This is a genomic window from Streptomyces fradiae, assembly GCF_041270065.1.
GTDB lineage: Bacteria > Actinomycetota > Actinomycetes > Streptomycetales > Streptomycetaceae > Streptomyces.
This window is the reverse complement of the sequence record NZ_CP065958.1, coordinates 3253308-3267584: the sequence shown is the minus strand read 5'-3', so window position 1 is coordinate 3267584 and position 14277 is coordinate 3253308. Positions and strand designations below refer to the sequence as shown.

The 14277-nt window shown below is 72.2% G+C and carries 12 protein-coding genes and 1 tRNA gene; 9 read left to right on the top strand and 4 right to left on the bottom strand.

Going from position 1 to position 14277, the window contains the following annotated elements:
- Positions 1 to 52 precede the first annotated feature (52 nt).
- Together JAO84_RS14655 and JAO84_RS14650 are read right to left on the bottom strand one after the other, a co-directional pair.
- A tRNA-Arg gene (locus JAO84_RS14655) sits at positions 53 to 128 on the bottom strand.
- A gap of 115 nt (positions 129 to 243) precedes the next feature.
- A complete protein-coding gene (locus JAO84_RS14650) occupies positions 244 to 2076 on the bottom strand; it encodes an acyl-CoA dehydrogenase (protein WP_370413271.1) in 1833 nt (610 codons plus the stop codon).
- Positions 2077 to 2118: 42 nt separating this feature from the next.
- On the opposite strand from JAO84_RS14650, the gene JAO84_RS14645 reads away from it, so the two are divergent.
- The 5 genes from JAO84_RS14645 to JAO84_RS14625 all read left to right on the top strand — a co-directional run bounded on the left by JAO84_RS14645 (position 2119) and on the right by JAO84_RS14625 (position 7438).
- On the top strand, positions 2119 to 2316 hold the full coding sequence (locus JAO84_RS14645; RefSeq protein ID WP_370413270.1) for a hypothetical protein: 198 nt from the start codon (positions 2119 to 2121) through the stop codon (positions 2314 to 2316).
- A gap of 149 nt (positions 2317 to 2465) precedes the next feature.
- Positions 2466 to 3155, top strand: a complete 690-nt coding sequence (locus JAO84_RS14640; protein WP_370413269.1) for a ScbR family autoregulator-binding transcription factor — start codon at positions 2466 to 2468, stop codon at positions 3153 to 3155.
- 318 nt (positions 3156 to 3473) lie between these two features.
- Positions 3474 to 4853 carry a cytochrome P450 gene (locus JAO84_RS14635; protein ID WP_370413268.1) on the top strand — a complete coding sequence of 460 codons (1380 nt, stop codon included), beginning with the start codon at positions 3474 to 3476 and terminating at the stop codon, positions 4851 to 4853.
- A gap of 114 nt (positions 4854 to 4967) precedes the next feature.
- Positions 4968 to 5642 (top strand): ScbR family autoregulator-binding transcription factor, encoded by a 675-nt coding sequence (locus JAO84_RS14630; RefSeq protein WP_370413267.1) that lies wholly within the window; start codon positions 4968 to 4970, stop codon positions 5640 to 5642.
- A gap of 101 nt (positions 5643 to 5743) precedes the next feature.
- Complete coding sequence (locus tag JAO84_RS14625; protein WP_370413265.1) at positions 5744 to 7438, top strand: class I adenylate-forming enzyme family protein; 1695 nt, start codon at positions 5744 to 5746, stop codon at positions 7436 to 7438.
- Here the strand turns inward: JAO84_RS14625 and JAO84_RS14620 are convergent.
- The gene (locus JAO84_RS14620) at positions 7425 to 8699 is read right to left on the bottom strand and encodes a M6 family metalloprotease domain-containing protein (RefSeq protein ID WP_370413264.1); all 1275 of its coding nucleotides are present in this window, start codon (positions 8697 to 8699) and stop codon (positions 7425 to 7427) included. The genes JAO84_RS14625 and JAO84_RS14620 overlap by 14 nt on opposite strands.
- 287 nt (positions 8700 to 8986) lie before the next feature.
- On the opposite strand from JAO84_RS14620, the gene JAO84_RS14615 reads away from it, so the two are divergent.
- The gene (locus tag JAO84_RS14615; protein ID WP_370413263.1) at positions 8987 to 9697 is read left to right on the top strand and encodes a TetR/AcrR family transcriptional regulator; all 711 of its coding nucleotides are present in this window, start codon (positions 8987 to 8989) and stop codon (positions 9695 to 9697) included.
- Between the two features lie 152 nt (positions 9698 to 9849).
- Positions 9850 to 11403, top strand: a complete 1554-nt coding sequence (locus JAO84_RS14610) for an MFS transporter (protein ID WP_370413262.1) — start codon at positions 9850 to 9852, stop codon at positions 11401 to 11403.
- 72 nt (positions 11404 to 11475) lie between these two features.
- Here the strand turns inward: JAO84_RS14610 and JAO84_RS14605 are convergent, their stop codons facing one another.
- Entirely contained in the window at positions 11476 to 11964 is a 489-nt protein-coding gene (locus tag JAO84_RS14605) for a MarR family winged helix-turn-helix transcriptional regulator (protein ID WP_370413261.1), read from the bottom strand.
- Positions 11965 to 12115: 151 nt separating this feature from the next.
- On the opposite strand from JAO84_RS14605, the gene JAO84_RS14600 reads away from it, so the two are divergent.
- Entirely contained in the window at positions 12116 to 12907 is a 792-nt protein-coding gene (locus tag JAO84_RS14600; RefSeq protein WP_370413260.1) for a dioxygenase, read from the top strand.
- 340 nt (positions 12908 to 13247) lie between these two features.
- Positions 13248 to 14246, top strand: a complete 999-nt coding sequence (locus JAO84_RS14595) for an RNA polymerase sigma factor RpoD/SigA (protein ID WP_265866345.1) — start codon at positions 13248 to 13250, stop codon at positions 14244 to 14246.
- Positions 14247 to 14277: the final 31 nt, after the last annotated feature.

Below are 14277 nucleotides of genomic sequence, written 5' to 3'. Positions count from 1 at the left end.
CAGCCGTGGATGTCAAAGGGCACCTACCAAGATCGGTAGGTGCCCTTTTGGCTGGTGCCCCCGGCAGGATTCGAACCTGCGACACCCGCTTTAGGAGAGCGGTGCTCTATCCCCTGAGCTACGAAGGCGAGACCAGTGAACAGGGTAGCGGATGGAGACTGCCGGGGTCCGGCGGCTCAGCAGCCGGCGTTACGGGCGAGGTTTCGGGCCGCCTCGCGGAGCACCGTGGTGCTGGTGCGCGGTTCAGTCGTCGAACCGGTCCAGGTAGTCCGCGTTCGCGATCGGCGCCGTCGCCAGGAACTCGGCCGGGAGGTCGAAGGCGTTCACCAGGGGCAGCAGGTGCGGGGCGAGCGCGGCGATCGTGCGGTCGGTCGTCGGGTGCAGGGCCTCGACCTGGGCGGGGGTGAGATGGCCGGCGGCGAGCAGGTCGCCGGTGTGCGGGCGCAGTTCGTGGAGGAGGAAGAGCCGGGCCAGCTGCTCCAGGAGGAGCCGGCTGCCGGGGGTGGTCGCGCGGTCGACGGCGCCGAGGAAGGCGTCGGAGGCGGCCGTGCGGGCGTGTGCGGCGACCATTTCCAGGGCGGCGCCGGAGGTCTCGTTCCAGCGTCCGATCGGGTCGCCGGTCGGGCCGCCGCGCAGGGCGGCGCGGGCCCGGGTCTGCCAGATGCGCTCGACGTGGGCGTGCAGGTCGCGCAGGAAGCCGAGGTCGGTGAGGTCGGGGAGCCGGCCCTCGGCCCCGGCGGGGGCCCGGTCGGGGCCGGCCTCGTGGGCGAAGACCAGCTCGGAGGCGGCCTTGGCCCAGATGACCAGGTTGTCGCCCTCGGCGGTGATGCCGCCCTCGACGTTGAACGGCAGGTCGGAGATGCCGTTCGCGGGGAACAGGCCCTGCGCGCCGCAGCGTTCGCGGGCCTCGACGGTGATGTCGCGGGCCTGCCAGGTGATCCAGCCCTTGGCGACCGCGATCAGCCGCTCGACCTCCTCGCGCTGTTGCGGGTCGGTCGGGTCGTGGCCGCACCAGCGGTCGAGGACCTCGCGGTGCAGGAAGGTCATCGCGTAGGAGGTGGCGAGAGAGCGCAGCAGCCGCCCGTGGTGGGTGCGGTGCGCGCTCAGGGGTATCCGCTCGCCGGCCCTGGGCGCGGCGACCTGGCGGTGGTGGGCGTAACGGACGGCGATGGCGAGGGCGGCGCGGGCCATGCCGAGGGTGCCGCCGCTCATGCAGAGCTTGCCCATGGTGACCCGTCCGACGGAGCGCAGGAACCGCTTGCGCCGGTTGCCGAGGTTGCTGACGAGCCGTCCGTCCTTGTCGAGCCGGCCGTGGGCGGCCTCCAGCATGGCCTCGCGGGGCAGCCGGACGTGATCGAAGGAGGTGAGGCAGTGGTCGACCGGAGTGCCCGTGCGCTCCGGCAGAGGTCGTACCTCTATCCCCGGCAGGTGTCCGTCGGCGTCGCTGAGCGGGGTGAGGAAGAGGAAGACGCCCTGGTCCTGGTCGTCGACGAGCAGCCGGGCGGCGACCACGGCGGTCTTGGGGCCGCCGGTGAGGCTGGTGTTGGGCATGAACTTCCGGGCCCCGGGGTTCGGGGTGTGCAGCACGAAGCCGCCGGTCTCGCGGTCGAGGGCGGCGACGGTCTCCAGGGCGGCGACGTCGTTGCCGTGGGCGAGTTCGGTGCACAGGAAGGTGCCGGTCCGCTCCATGGACGTGTAGTCCGTCAAGTCGCGGCGGTAACCGTCGTGGTCGAGGAGGCTGCCGAGGAACAGGTTGTAGTGGATGCTGGCGAGCGTGCACACCCCGCCGTCGACGAATCCGGTCCACTCGTGCAGCGCGGCGAGCCGGCGCGCGTCGTACGCCAGGGCCTCCGCCGCGGGGCCGGCGACGGTGTCGTTGACCAGCCGCAGCCGCTCGTACGAGAGGGCGGCGCGCTCGGCGAAGGTGAGGCCGGGCCGGTGCGCGAAGGCGGCCCCGGCGATCAGCCGGCGCCATTCGCCGTGCACGCGTTCCCGTCCGTCGCCGTCGAAGAGGAGCCGGGAGAGCGCCTCCACCTCGGCGGACGCGTCGTCGACGGCACGGACATCGACACGCACATCGGCACGGACGTCGGCATCGGCACGGACGTCGTCGTCGACATGAACATCGAGATCGACATCGAGATCGGCATCGACATCGACGTCGTGTCTGAGTGGTGCCTCCGCGTGCTGGAGCATCGGCTCCCCCGAAAAGAGTGTGACCGGCAGGGAAGAGGTGACCTTGCCCGAACAAGATACGTACCAACCGGTTTTGTTTCAATTTCGCTTGTCAAACCGGCTAGCTGGTTTTATTCTTGAAATGTGGACGTGTGAAGAAACCGGGATCGCCGGGCTCACCCTACTGCCGGCGGGGTTCCAGCGGACCGGTCGCCGACTCATCACTCCATGTGAGCCGTTGGAATACCAGCCTCCCGGACTCCTTCGGGCCGTGAGGTACGGAGGATGTAGTGGCACAACAGGAACGAGCCATCCGCACGCGCCAGAAGATCGTGCTCGCGGCCGCGGAGCTGTTCGACGAGGTCGGCTATGAGGCCGCCACGATTTCCGAGGTTCTGAAGAGGTGCGGCGTGACCAAGGGCGCGCTCTACTTCCATTTCGCCTCCAAGGAGGAGCTGGCCCAGGAGGTGCTCGCCGGGCAGGTCGCGGCACTGCCGCCGGTTCCGGAGCGTGAGCTCTTCCTGCAGCAGCTCACCGACGAGGCGCTCGTCCTCGCGTACCTGCTGCACGTGGGCGACCCCATGGTGCGCGGCAGCGTGCGCCTCACCGTCGACCAGGGCTCGCCGTACGACGGCCTCGACCGCGGCGTACCGATGCAGGGCTGGATCAGCCACAACACGGACGTCCTGGCCCGCGCGAAGGCGGCCGGCGAACTGCTGCCGCACGTGGACATCTCCTCCGCCGCCACCCTGTTCACCGGCAGTTTCACCGGAGTGCAGGTGCTGTCGAAGATCATGACCCGGCACGCGGACATGGTGGAGCGGGTCGCCGACCTGATGCGGACCATGGTGAGCGCCATCGCCGTGCCCGGCGTGCTCGTCCGCCTCGACTTCACGCCCGAGCGGGCGAAACTGGCGTACGAGGAAGCCGCGCGGGTGCGCGAGACGGGCACCACCGCGCTCGCCGCCGCGTCGGACTGACGGTTCGCCGCCGGGTCGGACCGACGGCCTGCTGCCGCCTCGGACCGGCGAGCTGGGCGGGACGGTAGCGGAACCCGGCCGGCCGGTAGTAGAACCGTGCCGGGCGCTCGTCGACCGGAGGAACCCCGGATCGGGGGAACGCCACCAGGGCCGATCGGGCTCTACCAGGGGGAGGGGACGTCCTGTTCTCCTCGGCCGCGCGTGCGGGTGGGGGCACACGCGGACCGCGGACCGCAACGGAGCGGATCCGCGGCACCGCGGACCCGTGACGGCACGGCGCCGCAGAGACGTACCGATCCCGAAGACGGAGAACACCGCATGGACGAGCGCAGCGACATGCAGCAGGGCCTGCACCAGGACCAGGACCAGGGCCAGGGCCAGGTCCTGCACCAGGATCTGGACCAGGACCAGGGCCTCGGCCCGGACGGCAGTAGACATCTCGCGGCCGCGGGCGGCGGCTGCCCGTACGCCCTCGACGTGACCGGCCGCGACCTCGCCGGCGAGGCCGCCGCCCTCCGGGAGCAGGGGCCCGCCGTCCCCGTCGAGCTCCCCGGCGGCGTCGGCGCCTGGGCCGTGGTCCGCCAGGAGCACGTCGAGCGGCTGCTCGTCGACCCGCGCGTCTCCAAGGACGCCCGCCGCCACTGGCCCGCCTTCGCCGAGGGCCGGATCACCCCCGAGTGGCCGCTCTACCCCTGGGTCGCCAACGAGAACATGCTCTTCTCGTACGGTGCCGAGCACGCCCGGCTGCGCCGTCTGGTCGCCGCCGCGTTCACCGCCCGCCGCACCGCCGCGCTCCGCCCCCGTATCGAGGAGATCACCGCCACGCTCCTCGACGGCCTGGCCGCACGCCTCGCCGCCGGCGAGACCGCCGAACTGCGCACCGGCTACGCCGAACCGCTGCCGCTCCAGGTCATCTGCGAGCTCTTCGGCGTCGCCGAGGGCGCCGATCGCGCCGAGCTCACCGCCGCCCTGCGCACCGTCTTCAGCTCCAGCGTCTCCGCCGAGACCATGGAGGCCGCGCGCGGCACCGCCTTCCGGCTGCTCGGCGCGCTGGTCGCGGCCCGTCGCGAGGTGCCCGGCGACGACCTGACCTCCTCCCTCATCGCGGCCCGCGACGGCGACGGCGACGACGCCCTCACCGAGAACGAACTCCTCGGCTCCCTCTTCCTGCTGATCGCCGCCGGCCAGGACACCACCGCCGCGCTCGTGGTGAACGCCGCCGCCGCGCTGCTCGCCCACCCCGAGCAGCTCGCCCACGTCCGGGCCGGCCGCGCGGGCTGGGACGACGTGGTCGCCGAGACCCTGCGCACCCACGGCCCGGCCGCCTACTCGCCGCTCCGCTTCGCGGTCGAGGACATCGAGCTGGACGGGGTGAAGATCGCCCAGGGCGACCCGATCCTCGTCAACTTCGCCGCCGGCGGCCTGGAGACGGAGCGCCACGGCCCGGACGCCGGCCGCTTCGACGTGCTCCGCACCGACCGCGACCCGCTCGGTTTCGGCCACGGCGCGCACCGCTGCCTCGGGGCCCCGCTCGCCACCCTGGAGGCGACGATCGCCCTCGAAGCCCTCTTCGCGCGCTTCCCCGACCTCGAACTCGCCTGCCCGGAGGGCGAGCTGGCGCCACTGCCGACCTTCCTCCTGAACGGGTACGGGGCGCTGCCGGTCCGGCTGCCCGCGAGCGTGACCGCGACCGGCTGACGGTGCCCGGCCGAGGGCATCCGCGGTCTGTTTCGTTCTGCGGAAAACCGTCGATCCGGTTTGTTACAGTTGCGGAAAAGTGTCGGCACCCCCACGGTCGGTGACGGAGGTCCCTTGGCCAGGCAGGAGCGGGCGATCCGCACCCGCAATGCTCTCGTCGAGTCGGCGGCGGTGCTCTTCGACCGGGACGGTTACGAGGTCGCCTCGCTCGCGACCATCAGCGCCCGCGCCGGAGTGAGCAGCGGAGCCCTGCACTTCCACTTCCCCAGCAAGGCGGCGCTGGCCGACGCGGTCGTCGCGGCGGCCGGCGACCGGCTGCTGCGGATCACCCGGGAGCGCGAGGCGCTGCCGCTGCAGACCCTGATCGACGCCAGCCACGAACTGGTCCAGGGGCTCGGCTCCGACGCGGTGCTGCGCGCCGGCTTCGCGCTGAGCGCCGCCCCGGAACGGACCCGCACCGACCGGGACTTGAGGCGCCGGTGGCGCGAGTGGGTCGAGGGCATCGTGGTGCGGTCCGAGCGCGCGGGGCTGCTCGCACCCGATGTCACCGCCGGCGACGTCGCCGCGGCGGTCGTCGCGGTCGCGGCGGGCCACGAGGCCCTGGGCCACCAGGACCCGCGGTGGCTGGAGCGGGCCCCGCTCACCCGCTTCTGGGCCTTCCTGCTGCCGCGCGTGGTGGGCGCGGCGCGGGTGGGCCTGTTCGTGGCGGCCGGCGACCGGGAACGCGTACCAGGCGGTGACCAGGAGCCCGTACCGGCAGAGCTCCCTCAGGCGGAGCTCCCTTCCTGACCGCGGGCCCTGCCGGTGCTGGTAGCGTCGTCGGCAGCCGGGCTGAGCAAGCGCTTAGCGGCCCGTAGGAGAGAGCAGGGAACAGGGAAGAGGGGCGCGCAGTGGCCGACTCGTATTCCGACCCGTCCGTGGAGGGGGCGCTCGCTGCGCTCGCCTCACCCGGCGCGCCCTTCGCCGTCGCCGACGGCGTGTACACCGGCGGGCCGCGCACCCTGCGCGAGTTCGTGGAGGCCACCTGGGGCTACGGCGACCGGCCCTTCCTCGTCTCCGAGGACGGCGTGCTCGGCTACCGCGCCTTCTTCGACGCCGCCTGCGGCCTCGCCCGCCGCCTCGTCGACGTGCACGGACTGCGCCCCGGTGACCGGGCGGTGGTCGCGATGCGCAACCACCCCGAGTGGCAGATCGCCTTCTGGGCCGCCCAGCTCGCGGGCCTCGTCGCCGTACCGCTCAACGCCTGGTGGACGGAGCAGGAGTTCGCGTACGCGCTGGACGACTGTGCGCCGCGGGTGCTCCTGGTGGACGGCGAGCGGGTGCCGCGCGTCGCCGCCTGGGCCCGCGCCCACTCCGTACCCGGCATCGTCTTCCACGGCGGTTCAGACGGCGGTCCCGACGGCTTCGAGCCGTACGTCCCCGACACCGACCCGCACCTCGGGCCGCCGCCCGTCGACGTGCTGCCCGAGCAGGACGCGACGATCATCTACACCTCGGGCACCACGGGCCGCCCCAAGGGCGCCGTCGCCACCCATCTCGCGCAGGTCGGCGCGGCGATGCACCCGCGCTGGTTCGCCGCCGCGTCCGCGGTGCGCCGGGGCGAGCGGCCGGGCAGCGGGCCGGCGCCGGTCTCCCTCACCACGTACCCCTTCTTCCACGTGGCCGCCTTCACCTCCTTCTACTCGGTCATGGCGGCCGGCGGCACCCTCGTCCTGATGCGCAAGTGGGACCCGGCGAAGGCCCTGGAGCTGATCCGGACCCACCACGTCACCCACTACGCGGGCGTCCCCACCACCGCGCTCCAGCTGCTCGACCTCGCCGAGCGCACCGGCGACCCGCTGACCTCCCTCACGATGCTCAACACCGGGGGAGCGGCGGCCCCGCCGGGGATCACGGCGCGGATCGCCGCCGCGTACGGGGAGCGGATCGAGCCCCGCAACGGCTACGGCCTCACCGAGACCTGCGGCGGTGTGCTCGCCAACTTCGGCGCCGAGTACCGGGCGCACCCGGACAGCGCGGGCCGGCCCGCGCCGGCCGTGGAGCTGCGGATCGACCGGCCGGACGCCGGCGGGGTCGGCGAGCTGCTCCTTCGCGGCCAGTCCCTGATCCGCGGCTACTGGGGCGACGAGGAGGCCACCCGGGCCGCCTTCACGCCGGACGGCTGGTTCCGTACGGGCGACCTGGCGCGGGTCCGGGACGGCCGGGTCACCGTCGTCGACCGGATCAAGGACCTGGTCATCCGGGGCGGCGAGAACGTGTACTGCGGCGAGGTCGAGGGCGTGCTCCACGCCCACCCGGACGTCGCCGAGGCCGCCGTCCTCGGCGTGCCGCACCCGGAGCTCGGCGAGGAGGTCGCGGCCGTGGTCCGGCTCCGGGCGGGCGCGACGGGCGCGACGGGCGCGACGGCCGGCCCGGAGGAGCTGCGGGCGCACGTCGGCGCGCGGCTCGCCGCCTTCAAGGTGCCCGCGCACGTCCTCGTACGGGAGACGGAACTGCCCCGGAACGCCACCGGCAAGGTCCTCAAGCGCGAGCTGCGCGCCGAAGTCGCCGACTGGAGGGGCGAGTCAGTCGTCACGAACGGGTGATGCGGATCCGGTAGCCGCCGGTCTCCGGGTCCTCGTCGAGGACGCTGATCCGGATGCCGCTGGTCCGGTCGGTGAAGGTCTCGCCGGGGCCGAAGGGGGCGTCGGACAGTTCGGCGTGCACGTTGGGGCGCCGGGTGCAGCCTCCGCTGGAGCGGTCGCTGTCGGCGACGGTGACCGGTCCGTGCCCGGTGTCCACGTCGGTCTCGACCCGGTAGACGAGGACGCCGGTCTTGCAGACCGCCTCGTCGTTGCCCTCGCGGGTGCGCACCTCGGCCGCGTAGCCGGAGGTGCCGGAGAGGGGCACGAAGGCGAGTTTGGGGCCGCCGGTGGTGGCGAGCGGGGTGAGCGTGTACTCGAAGTCGCCGGGCCGGGAGGCGCAGCCGACCTGGTCGTTGTCGAGCCAGCCCAGCTTCCACTTGTGCCAGCCGAGCAGGTCGTTGTTGGCCCCCCAGTCCTCGGACATGATGTCCCAGTGTCCGACGGTGCCGCCGCCGTCGACGGTGTAGAGGTCGGGCAGTCCGAAGACGTGCCCGTTCTCGTGCGGCAGGACCCGGTAGCCGGTGTCGCCGTAGCTGCCGGAGCCGTCGTCCTGGCGGCTGTAGACGAAGGACGTGTTGGCGAGCGGGACGCCGTCCGCGTAGGGGGCGTCGTCGTTGCCGGAGAAGGTCACGGACAGCACGGTGTCGAGGGCCGAGGGCCCGGCGTTCGGGGTGACCAGGACGTTGATCAGGTCGTACGCGCTGAAGTCCACGCGGGCGTCGGCGGCCTTCACGATGTCCTGGACGAGCCCGCGGTAGCCCGGCTCGTACGGCGAGCCGCGCTCGAGCCCGTACGAGGAGAAGGGGCGGGGCATCCGCAGCCAGTCGGGTATCGGGGTCTCGGGCGTGTAGTGGAGGCGGCCGTAGGAGCTGACCCGGAACCAGTCGGCGGTCTGCGGGAAGAACTCGCGGAAGCGGCTCATAGCGGTGCCCTGTCCGGGGGCGTCCGGGAAGTCGACCATCAGGTTGAGGGCCTTGATCCGCCCGGTGGAGCGGGCGTAGCCGGGGGCGGTGGGCAGTCCCTCCGACATCTGCACACCCATCGTCGTGGCGATCCGGCACGGTCCCAGCGGTGCTTCCCCGGAGCCGGCGGCCACCGGGCCCGCCGAGGCGGGGGCCGGGCCGGGCAGGGTCGTGCTGGCCGTTGCCAGGGCGGCGATCGCGAGGGCGGCCGCCGAGGCCAGGGCGATGGGTCTGCGTATCCGTCGGCGGGTCTCCTGCATGCGGTGGCCTCTCTCCGGTCGGTCGTTGCGATCAGCCTGTGGCGGGTGATCGAGAGGCGCGCGCCGGGTGGCCCGACCGGGGGATGTGACGCAGGTCACAAGTCGGGCGGGAAATAACCGGGGAGCGAGTCCCCGTTTACCCCTGTGTTCGACGAAGTGGGGACTCGGTCCCCGGATCGCATCACTCGGATCGCATGACTCGGGTGACTCGGGTCGCATCACTCGGGTCGCATGGCTCGGGTCACGCCACTCGGGTCACATCACTTGGGAGAGGTACGGCAGTGAGCATGAGCCCCGCCGAAACGGCAGTCGCCGGCGCGCTTGCCGACGCCGACGCGCTTGCCGTGCCCGCCGCCCCGGCCCGCCGGATGCCCCGCCCCCGGGCGGACGCCCTCCGGAACCGCGAGCGGATCGTCACGGCGGCCCGCGAGATGTTCGTGGAGTTCGGCGCCCAGGTGCCGCTCGACGAGATAGCCCGCAGGGCGGGCGTCGGAAACGCCACGCTGTACCGCAACTTCCCCGAGCGCGCCGATCTCGTCCGAGAGGTCATCCTCTCCCTCACCGCCCGCATCACCGAGCGGGCGCACGAGGCCGCCGAGGAGGAGAGCGATCCCTTCGTCGCGCTCCGCCGCTTCACCCACGCCGCCGCCGACGAGCGGGTCGGTGCCCTGTGCCCGATGCTCGACGGCGACTTCGACAAGCACCACCCCGACCTGCTGGCCGAGCGCTCGCGCCTGGAGGAGGCCGTCCAGGGCCTCGTCGACCGGGCGCAGGCGGCCGGCCGGATGCGTACCGACGTCGGTGTCGGAGACCTCATGGTCGCGGTCTCGCAGCTGACCCGGCCGCTGCCCGGGACGGCCTGTCTGAACATGGACCGCTTCGTCCACCGCCATCTGCAGCTGTTCCTGGACGGCCTGGAGACGCCCGCGCGCTCCGAACTGCCCGGTTCCGCCGCGACCCTGGAGACCCTGAGGAGCGAGACCTGCGCGGGCCGCTGAGCGCCCCCGCCCCTGACCGAGACGCCCGCCGCTCTCGCGGCACCGCAGCCCGTAACTCCCTTTGTCATTTCCTTTGATGACTTAGCGACGACGTCCGACGTCCTTTTTCAGCGTCCTATTTCAGCCTTTTGCGCCAAGAGGTGGCCTCCCCCATGTCAAAAATCGCCCAGTCCCCGCCCGTGCAGGCGGACCCGAGCCGCTGGAAGGCCCTGGTCTTCATCGCGCTCGCCCAGCTGATGGTGGTGCTCGACGCCACGATCGTGAACATCGCACTGCCCTCCGCCCAGCAGGACCTGGGGATATCCGACGGCAACCGCCAGTGGGTCATCACGGCCTACGCGCTCGCCTTCGGCGGTCTGCTCCTCTTCGGCGGCCGGGTCGCCGACCTGTGGGGCCGCAAGCGCACCTTCGTGGTCGGTCTGATCGGCTTCGCCGCGGCCTCCGCCCTCGGCGGCGCGGCCACCGGCGAGGCGATGATGCTCGGCGCCCGCGCGCTGCAGGGTGCGTTCGGCGCGCTGCTCGCGCCCGCCGCCCTCTCCCTCCTCGCGGTGATGTTCACCGACGCCAAGGAGCGCGCCAAGGCCTTCGGCATCTACGGTGCGATCGCCGGTGGCGGCGGCGCCGTGGGTCTGATCCTCGGCGGCTTCCTCACCGAGTACCTGAACTGGCGCTGGACCTTCTTCGTCAACATCCCGTTCGCGATCGTCGCCGCGCTCGGCGCGTACTTCGTGATCCGTGAGCCGGCCGGCGGCCGCAACCGCTCGCCGCTCGACGTCCCCGGCGTGCTGCTCTCCACCCTCGGCCTGGTCTCCCTGGTCTACGGCTTCACGCGCGCCGAGTCCGACGGCTGGAGCGACCCGACGACCATCGGTCTGTTCGTCGCCTCCGGCGTGCTGCTCCTGGCCTTCGCCCTGGTCGAGTCGCGGGTGAAGAGCCCGCTGCTGCCGCTGCGCGTCGTCACCGACCGCAACCGCGGCGGTGTGTACCTCTCCCTTGGCCTCGCCGTCATCGCGATGTTCGGCCTGTTCCTGTTCCTGACCTACTACCTGCAGGTCGTGAAGGGGTACTCGCCGGTCAAGACGGGCTTCGCGTTCCTCCCGATGATCGCGGGCATGATCACCGGTTCCACCCAGATCGGTACGCGGCTGATGACCCGGGTCCCGCCGCGCTGGCTGATGGGCCCCGGCTTCCTGACCGCCGCCGTCGGCATGCTGCTGCTGACCCAGCTGGAGATCGGCTCCTCGTACGCCGGTCTGATCCTGCCGGCGCAGCTGCTGCTCGGCCTCGGCATGGGCACCGCCTTCATGCCGGCCATGTCGCTGGCCACCCACGGGGTCGACCCGCGGGACGCCGGTGTGGCCTCCGCGATGGTCAACACCTCGCAGCAGGTCGGCGGCGCCATCGGTACGGCCCTGCTGAACACCATCGCCGCCTCGGCGACCACCGCGTACCTGGTGGACCACGCGGCGGGCGCCACCACCCCGGCGGCGCAGAAGCTGCTCCAGCTCCAGGGCATGGTCGAGGGCTACTCGGCGGCCATCTGGTGGGCGGTCGGCATCCTGGTCGTCTCGGCGACCCTCGCCCTCACCCTGATCAACACCGGCAAGCCGGGCACCGGCGCGGTCGCCGGCTCGGGCTCGGGCTCCGGCAAGGACTCCGCGGCCGGCGTCGAGGACGAGGTGAAGATCCCCGTCATCGCGCACTGAGACACCGACCCGGGTCCCGGTCCGGCCGGGACCCGGGGGCCACCGATCCGGCGCATCCTGCCCTGGTTCCGCTCAGCGGAGCCAGGGCAGGTCCGCGTCCGGACCCGTGGGCTGCAGGCCCTCGGCGACGGTGCGCATGATCCCGCCCAGCTGCTCGACCTGCTCGGGGGAGAGCCGGTCGAAGAGGGCCTGCCGTACGGCGTCGACGTGACCGGGCGCGGTGCGGCGCAGCACCGCGTACCCCTCGTCCGTCAGCGCGGCGAACTGGCCGCGCTTGTCGGACGGGCAGTCCTCGCGGCTCACCCACCCGTTCTTCTCCAGGCGGGCGACGGCGTGCGAGAGCCGTGAACGGGTGATCTTGGCGTCCTTGGCCAGCTCCGTCATCCGCATCCGGCGCCTGGGCGCCTGGGAGAGCTTGACGAGCAGCCCGTAGTAGATGTGGGGCATCCCGGCGTCGCGCTGCAGCTGGCGGTCGAGATGGTCCTCCAGGAGGGTGGTGGCGTGGAGGTAGGAGCGCCAGACGCGCTGTTCCTCGTCGCTGAGCCAGCGGGGTTCGGTCATGGATCCATGGTACGGGCAATTCTTGAAAGTTGAACTAGATCGGGTCTAAGGTGGCTCGAGCCAAGCTTGAAACTTCAAGGATCATCGCTTGCATCACTTCAACCCTCAAGATCCCGTACTACCGGGAACGCGCGGTAAGGAGGCGGACGCCATGAACGACGCCACGCTGGAACGCATGCCGGCCCTCTATCTCTCGCACGGCGCCCCGCCCCTCGCCGACGACCCCGTCTGGCCCGGCGAGCTCGCCGCCTGGTCCGCCGGGCTGCCCCGCCCCAAGGCGATCCTGATGGTCTCCGCCCACTGGGAGGAGGCCCCGCTCGCCCTCGGCGCCACCGAGCCGGTGCCGCTCGTCTACGACTTCTGGGGCTTCCCCGAGCACTACTACCAGGTGCAGTACGCCGCCCCCGGCGCGCCCGGACTCGCCGAGGCCGTCCGCAAACTGCTGCGCGCGCCCGGCACGCCCGTGCAGGACATCCCCGACCGGGGCCTCGACCACGGCGCGTACGTGCCGCTCGTCGAGATGTACCCCGGCGCCGACATCCCCGTACTCCAGATCTCCATGCCCACCCTCGACCCGCGCCGGCTCATGGACATCGGCCGCAGGCTCGCCCCGCTCCGCGACGAGGGCGTGCTGATCGTCGGCAGCGGCTTCTTCACCCACAACCTGGCCGCCCTGCGGCACACCGGCCCGGGCGTGCCCGGCTGGTCGGCCGAGTTCGACGCCTGGGGCCGCGAGGCGCTCGCCGCGCACGACATCGACGCGCTGCTCGACTTCGAGCACAAGTCCCCGGCCGGCCGCCTCGCCCACCCGCGCACCGAGCACTTCGCCCCGCTCTTCGTCACCATGGGCGCGGCGGACGCGGCCGGCGACCTGGGCGACGAGCGCAGCGTCATCGACGGCTTCTGGATGGGGCTCGCGAAGCGCTCGGTCCAGTTCGGCTGAGCAACCGCGAGGGCGGCAGTGGCGTCTTCGACAGCGGAACGGGGCCGAAGGTGTCACCGCTCCGGATGTGACGGCCGTCTCATGGGTGCCGTGACGACGTCGCGGCGGCGGGCCCTGCGAGAGCGGCCGGATCGCCCGCTTTGCCCGCTCTGACCTGCGCGTCCGCGGGTCGCGGCGGACGGTCGGGCGGCATGCCGACGATGTGTCGGCGGCGCAGGATACTGCATGATCGCGAAAATCCATGTGCCGGGTGGGAATTCTGTCCTGATTCCAGTCGTTGTTTCCGTCGGATGCAGGGCACCCGCGAGGGTGTCGCGACCTACTCAGCAAGGGAGCACGCATGGCAACCCGTGCCGTCGCCCGTCGTCAGACCTCCGCCGCGAGCGGAGAGCGCCGGGCAAGCAGCGTTCGCGCCGTGGGCGGGGAGATCGCCGACCGCGACCTGGTCGGCATGTACCTCGACGAGATCGCGCGCACGCCCCTGCTCGACGCCGCCAAGGAGGTCGAGCTCTCCCAGACGATCGAGGCGGGCGTCTACGCCCGGCAGATCCTCGACGGACAGAGCGAGACCGAGACCGCGGCGACCCGCGAGGAGCTCGAGGCGCTGGTCGCCGAGGGCGAGCGGGCGAAGGACCTCTTCATCAAGTCCAATCTGCGGCTCGTCGTCGCCGTGGCCCGGCGCTACCCGCGCAGCGGCCTGCCGCTGCTCGACCTGATCCAGGAGGGGAACGCGGGCCTGGTGCGCGCGGTCGAGAAGTTCGACTACGCGAAGGGCTTCAAGTTCTCCACGTATGCGACGTGGTGGATCCGCCAGGCCATCACCCGCTCCATAGCCGACCAGTCCCGCACCATCCGGCTCCCCGTCCACCTGGTGGAGGAGCTGGGCCGCATCCGCCGGGTCCAGCGCGAGTTCAACCGCGAGCACGGCCGCGAGCCGGAGCCCGCCGAGATCGCCACCGAGCTGGGCTCGACCCCGGAGCGGGTCACCGACGTCCTCGACTGGGCCCGCGACCCGGTCTCGCTCAACATGTCCGTGGACGACGAGGGCGAGACCCAGTTCGGCGACCTCCTGGAGGACACGTCGGCGGTCTCCCCCGAGCAGTCCGTCCTCACCCTGCTGCGCAGCGAGGAGCTCGACGACCTGATCGACAAGCTGGACAACCGCACGGCCTCGATCATCCGCATGCGCTACGGCATCGAGGACGGCCGCGAGCGAACCCTCACCGAGGTTGGCAAGGAGCACGGACTGACCCGCGAGCGCATCCGCCAGATCGAGAAGCACGCGCTCCTGGAACTGAAGAAGATGGCCCGCGACACGGGCTTCGACGCGGTGGCCTAGAGCGGCCGGCAACGCGCCCCCGCCCGGCCCC

Excerpts from the sequence above, each read along its gene's own strand:
- JAO84_RS14605 (WP_370413261.1), bottom strand. The coding sequence starts at position 11,964 with ATGACCGAACCCCGCTGGCTCAGCGACGAGGAACAGCGCGTCTGGCGC.
- JAO84_RS14610 (WP_370413262.1), top strand. The coding sequence starts at position 9,850 with ATGTCAAAAATCGCCCAGTCCCCGCCCGTGCAGGCGGACCCGAGCCGC.
- JAO84_RS14635 (WP_370413268.1), top strand. The coding sequence starts at position 3,474 with ATGGACGAGCGCAGCGACATGCAGCAGGGCCTGCACCAGGACCAGGAC.
- JAO84_RS14600 (WP_370413260.1), top strand. The coding sequence starts at position 12,116 with ATGAACGACGCCACGCTGGAACGCATGCCGGCCCTCTATCTCTCGCAC.
- JAO84_RS14595 (WP_265866345.1), top strand. The coding sequence starts at position 13,248 with ATGGCAACCCGTGCCGTCGCCCGTCGTCAGACCTCCGCCGCGAGCGGA.
- JAO84_RS14620 (WP_370413264.1), bottom strand. The coding sequence starts at position 8,699 with ATGCAGGAGACCCGCCGACGGATACGCAGACCCATCGCCCTGGCCTCG.
- JAO84_RS14615 (WP_370413263.1), top strand. The coding sequence starts at position 8,987 with ATGAGCCCCGCCGAAACGGCAGTCGCCGGCGCGCTTGCCGACGCCGAC.
- JAO84_RS14645 (WP_370413270.1), top strand. The coding sequence starts at position 2,119 with ATGAACATCGAGATCGACATCGAGATCGGCATCGACATCGACGTCGTG.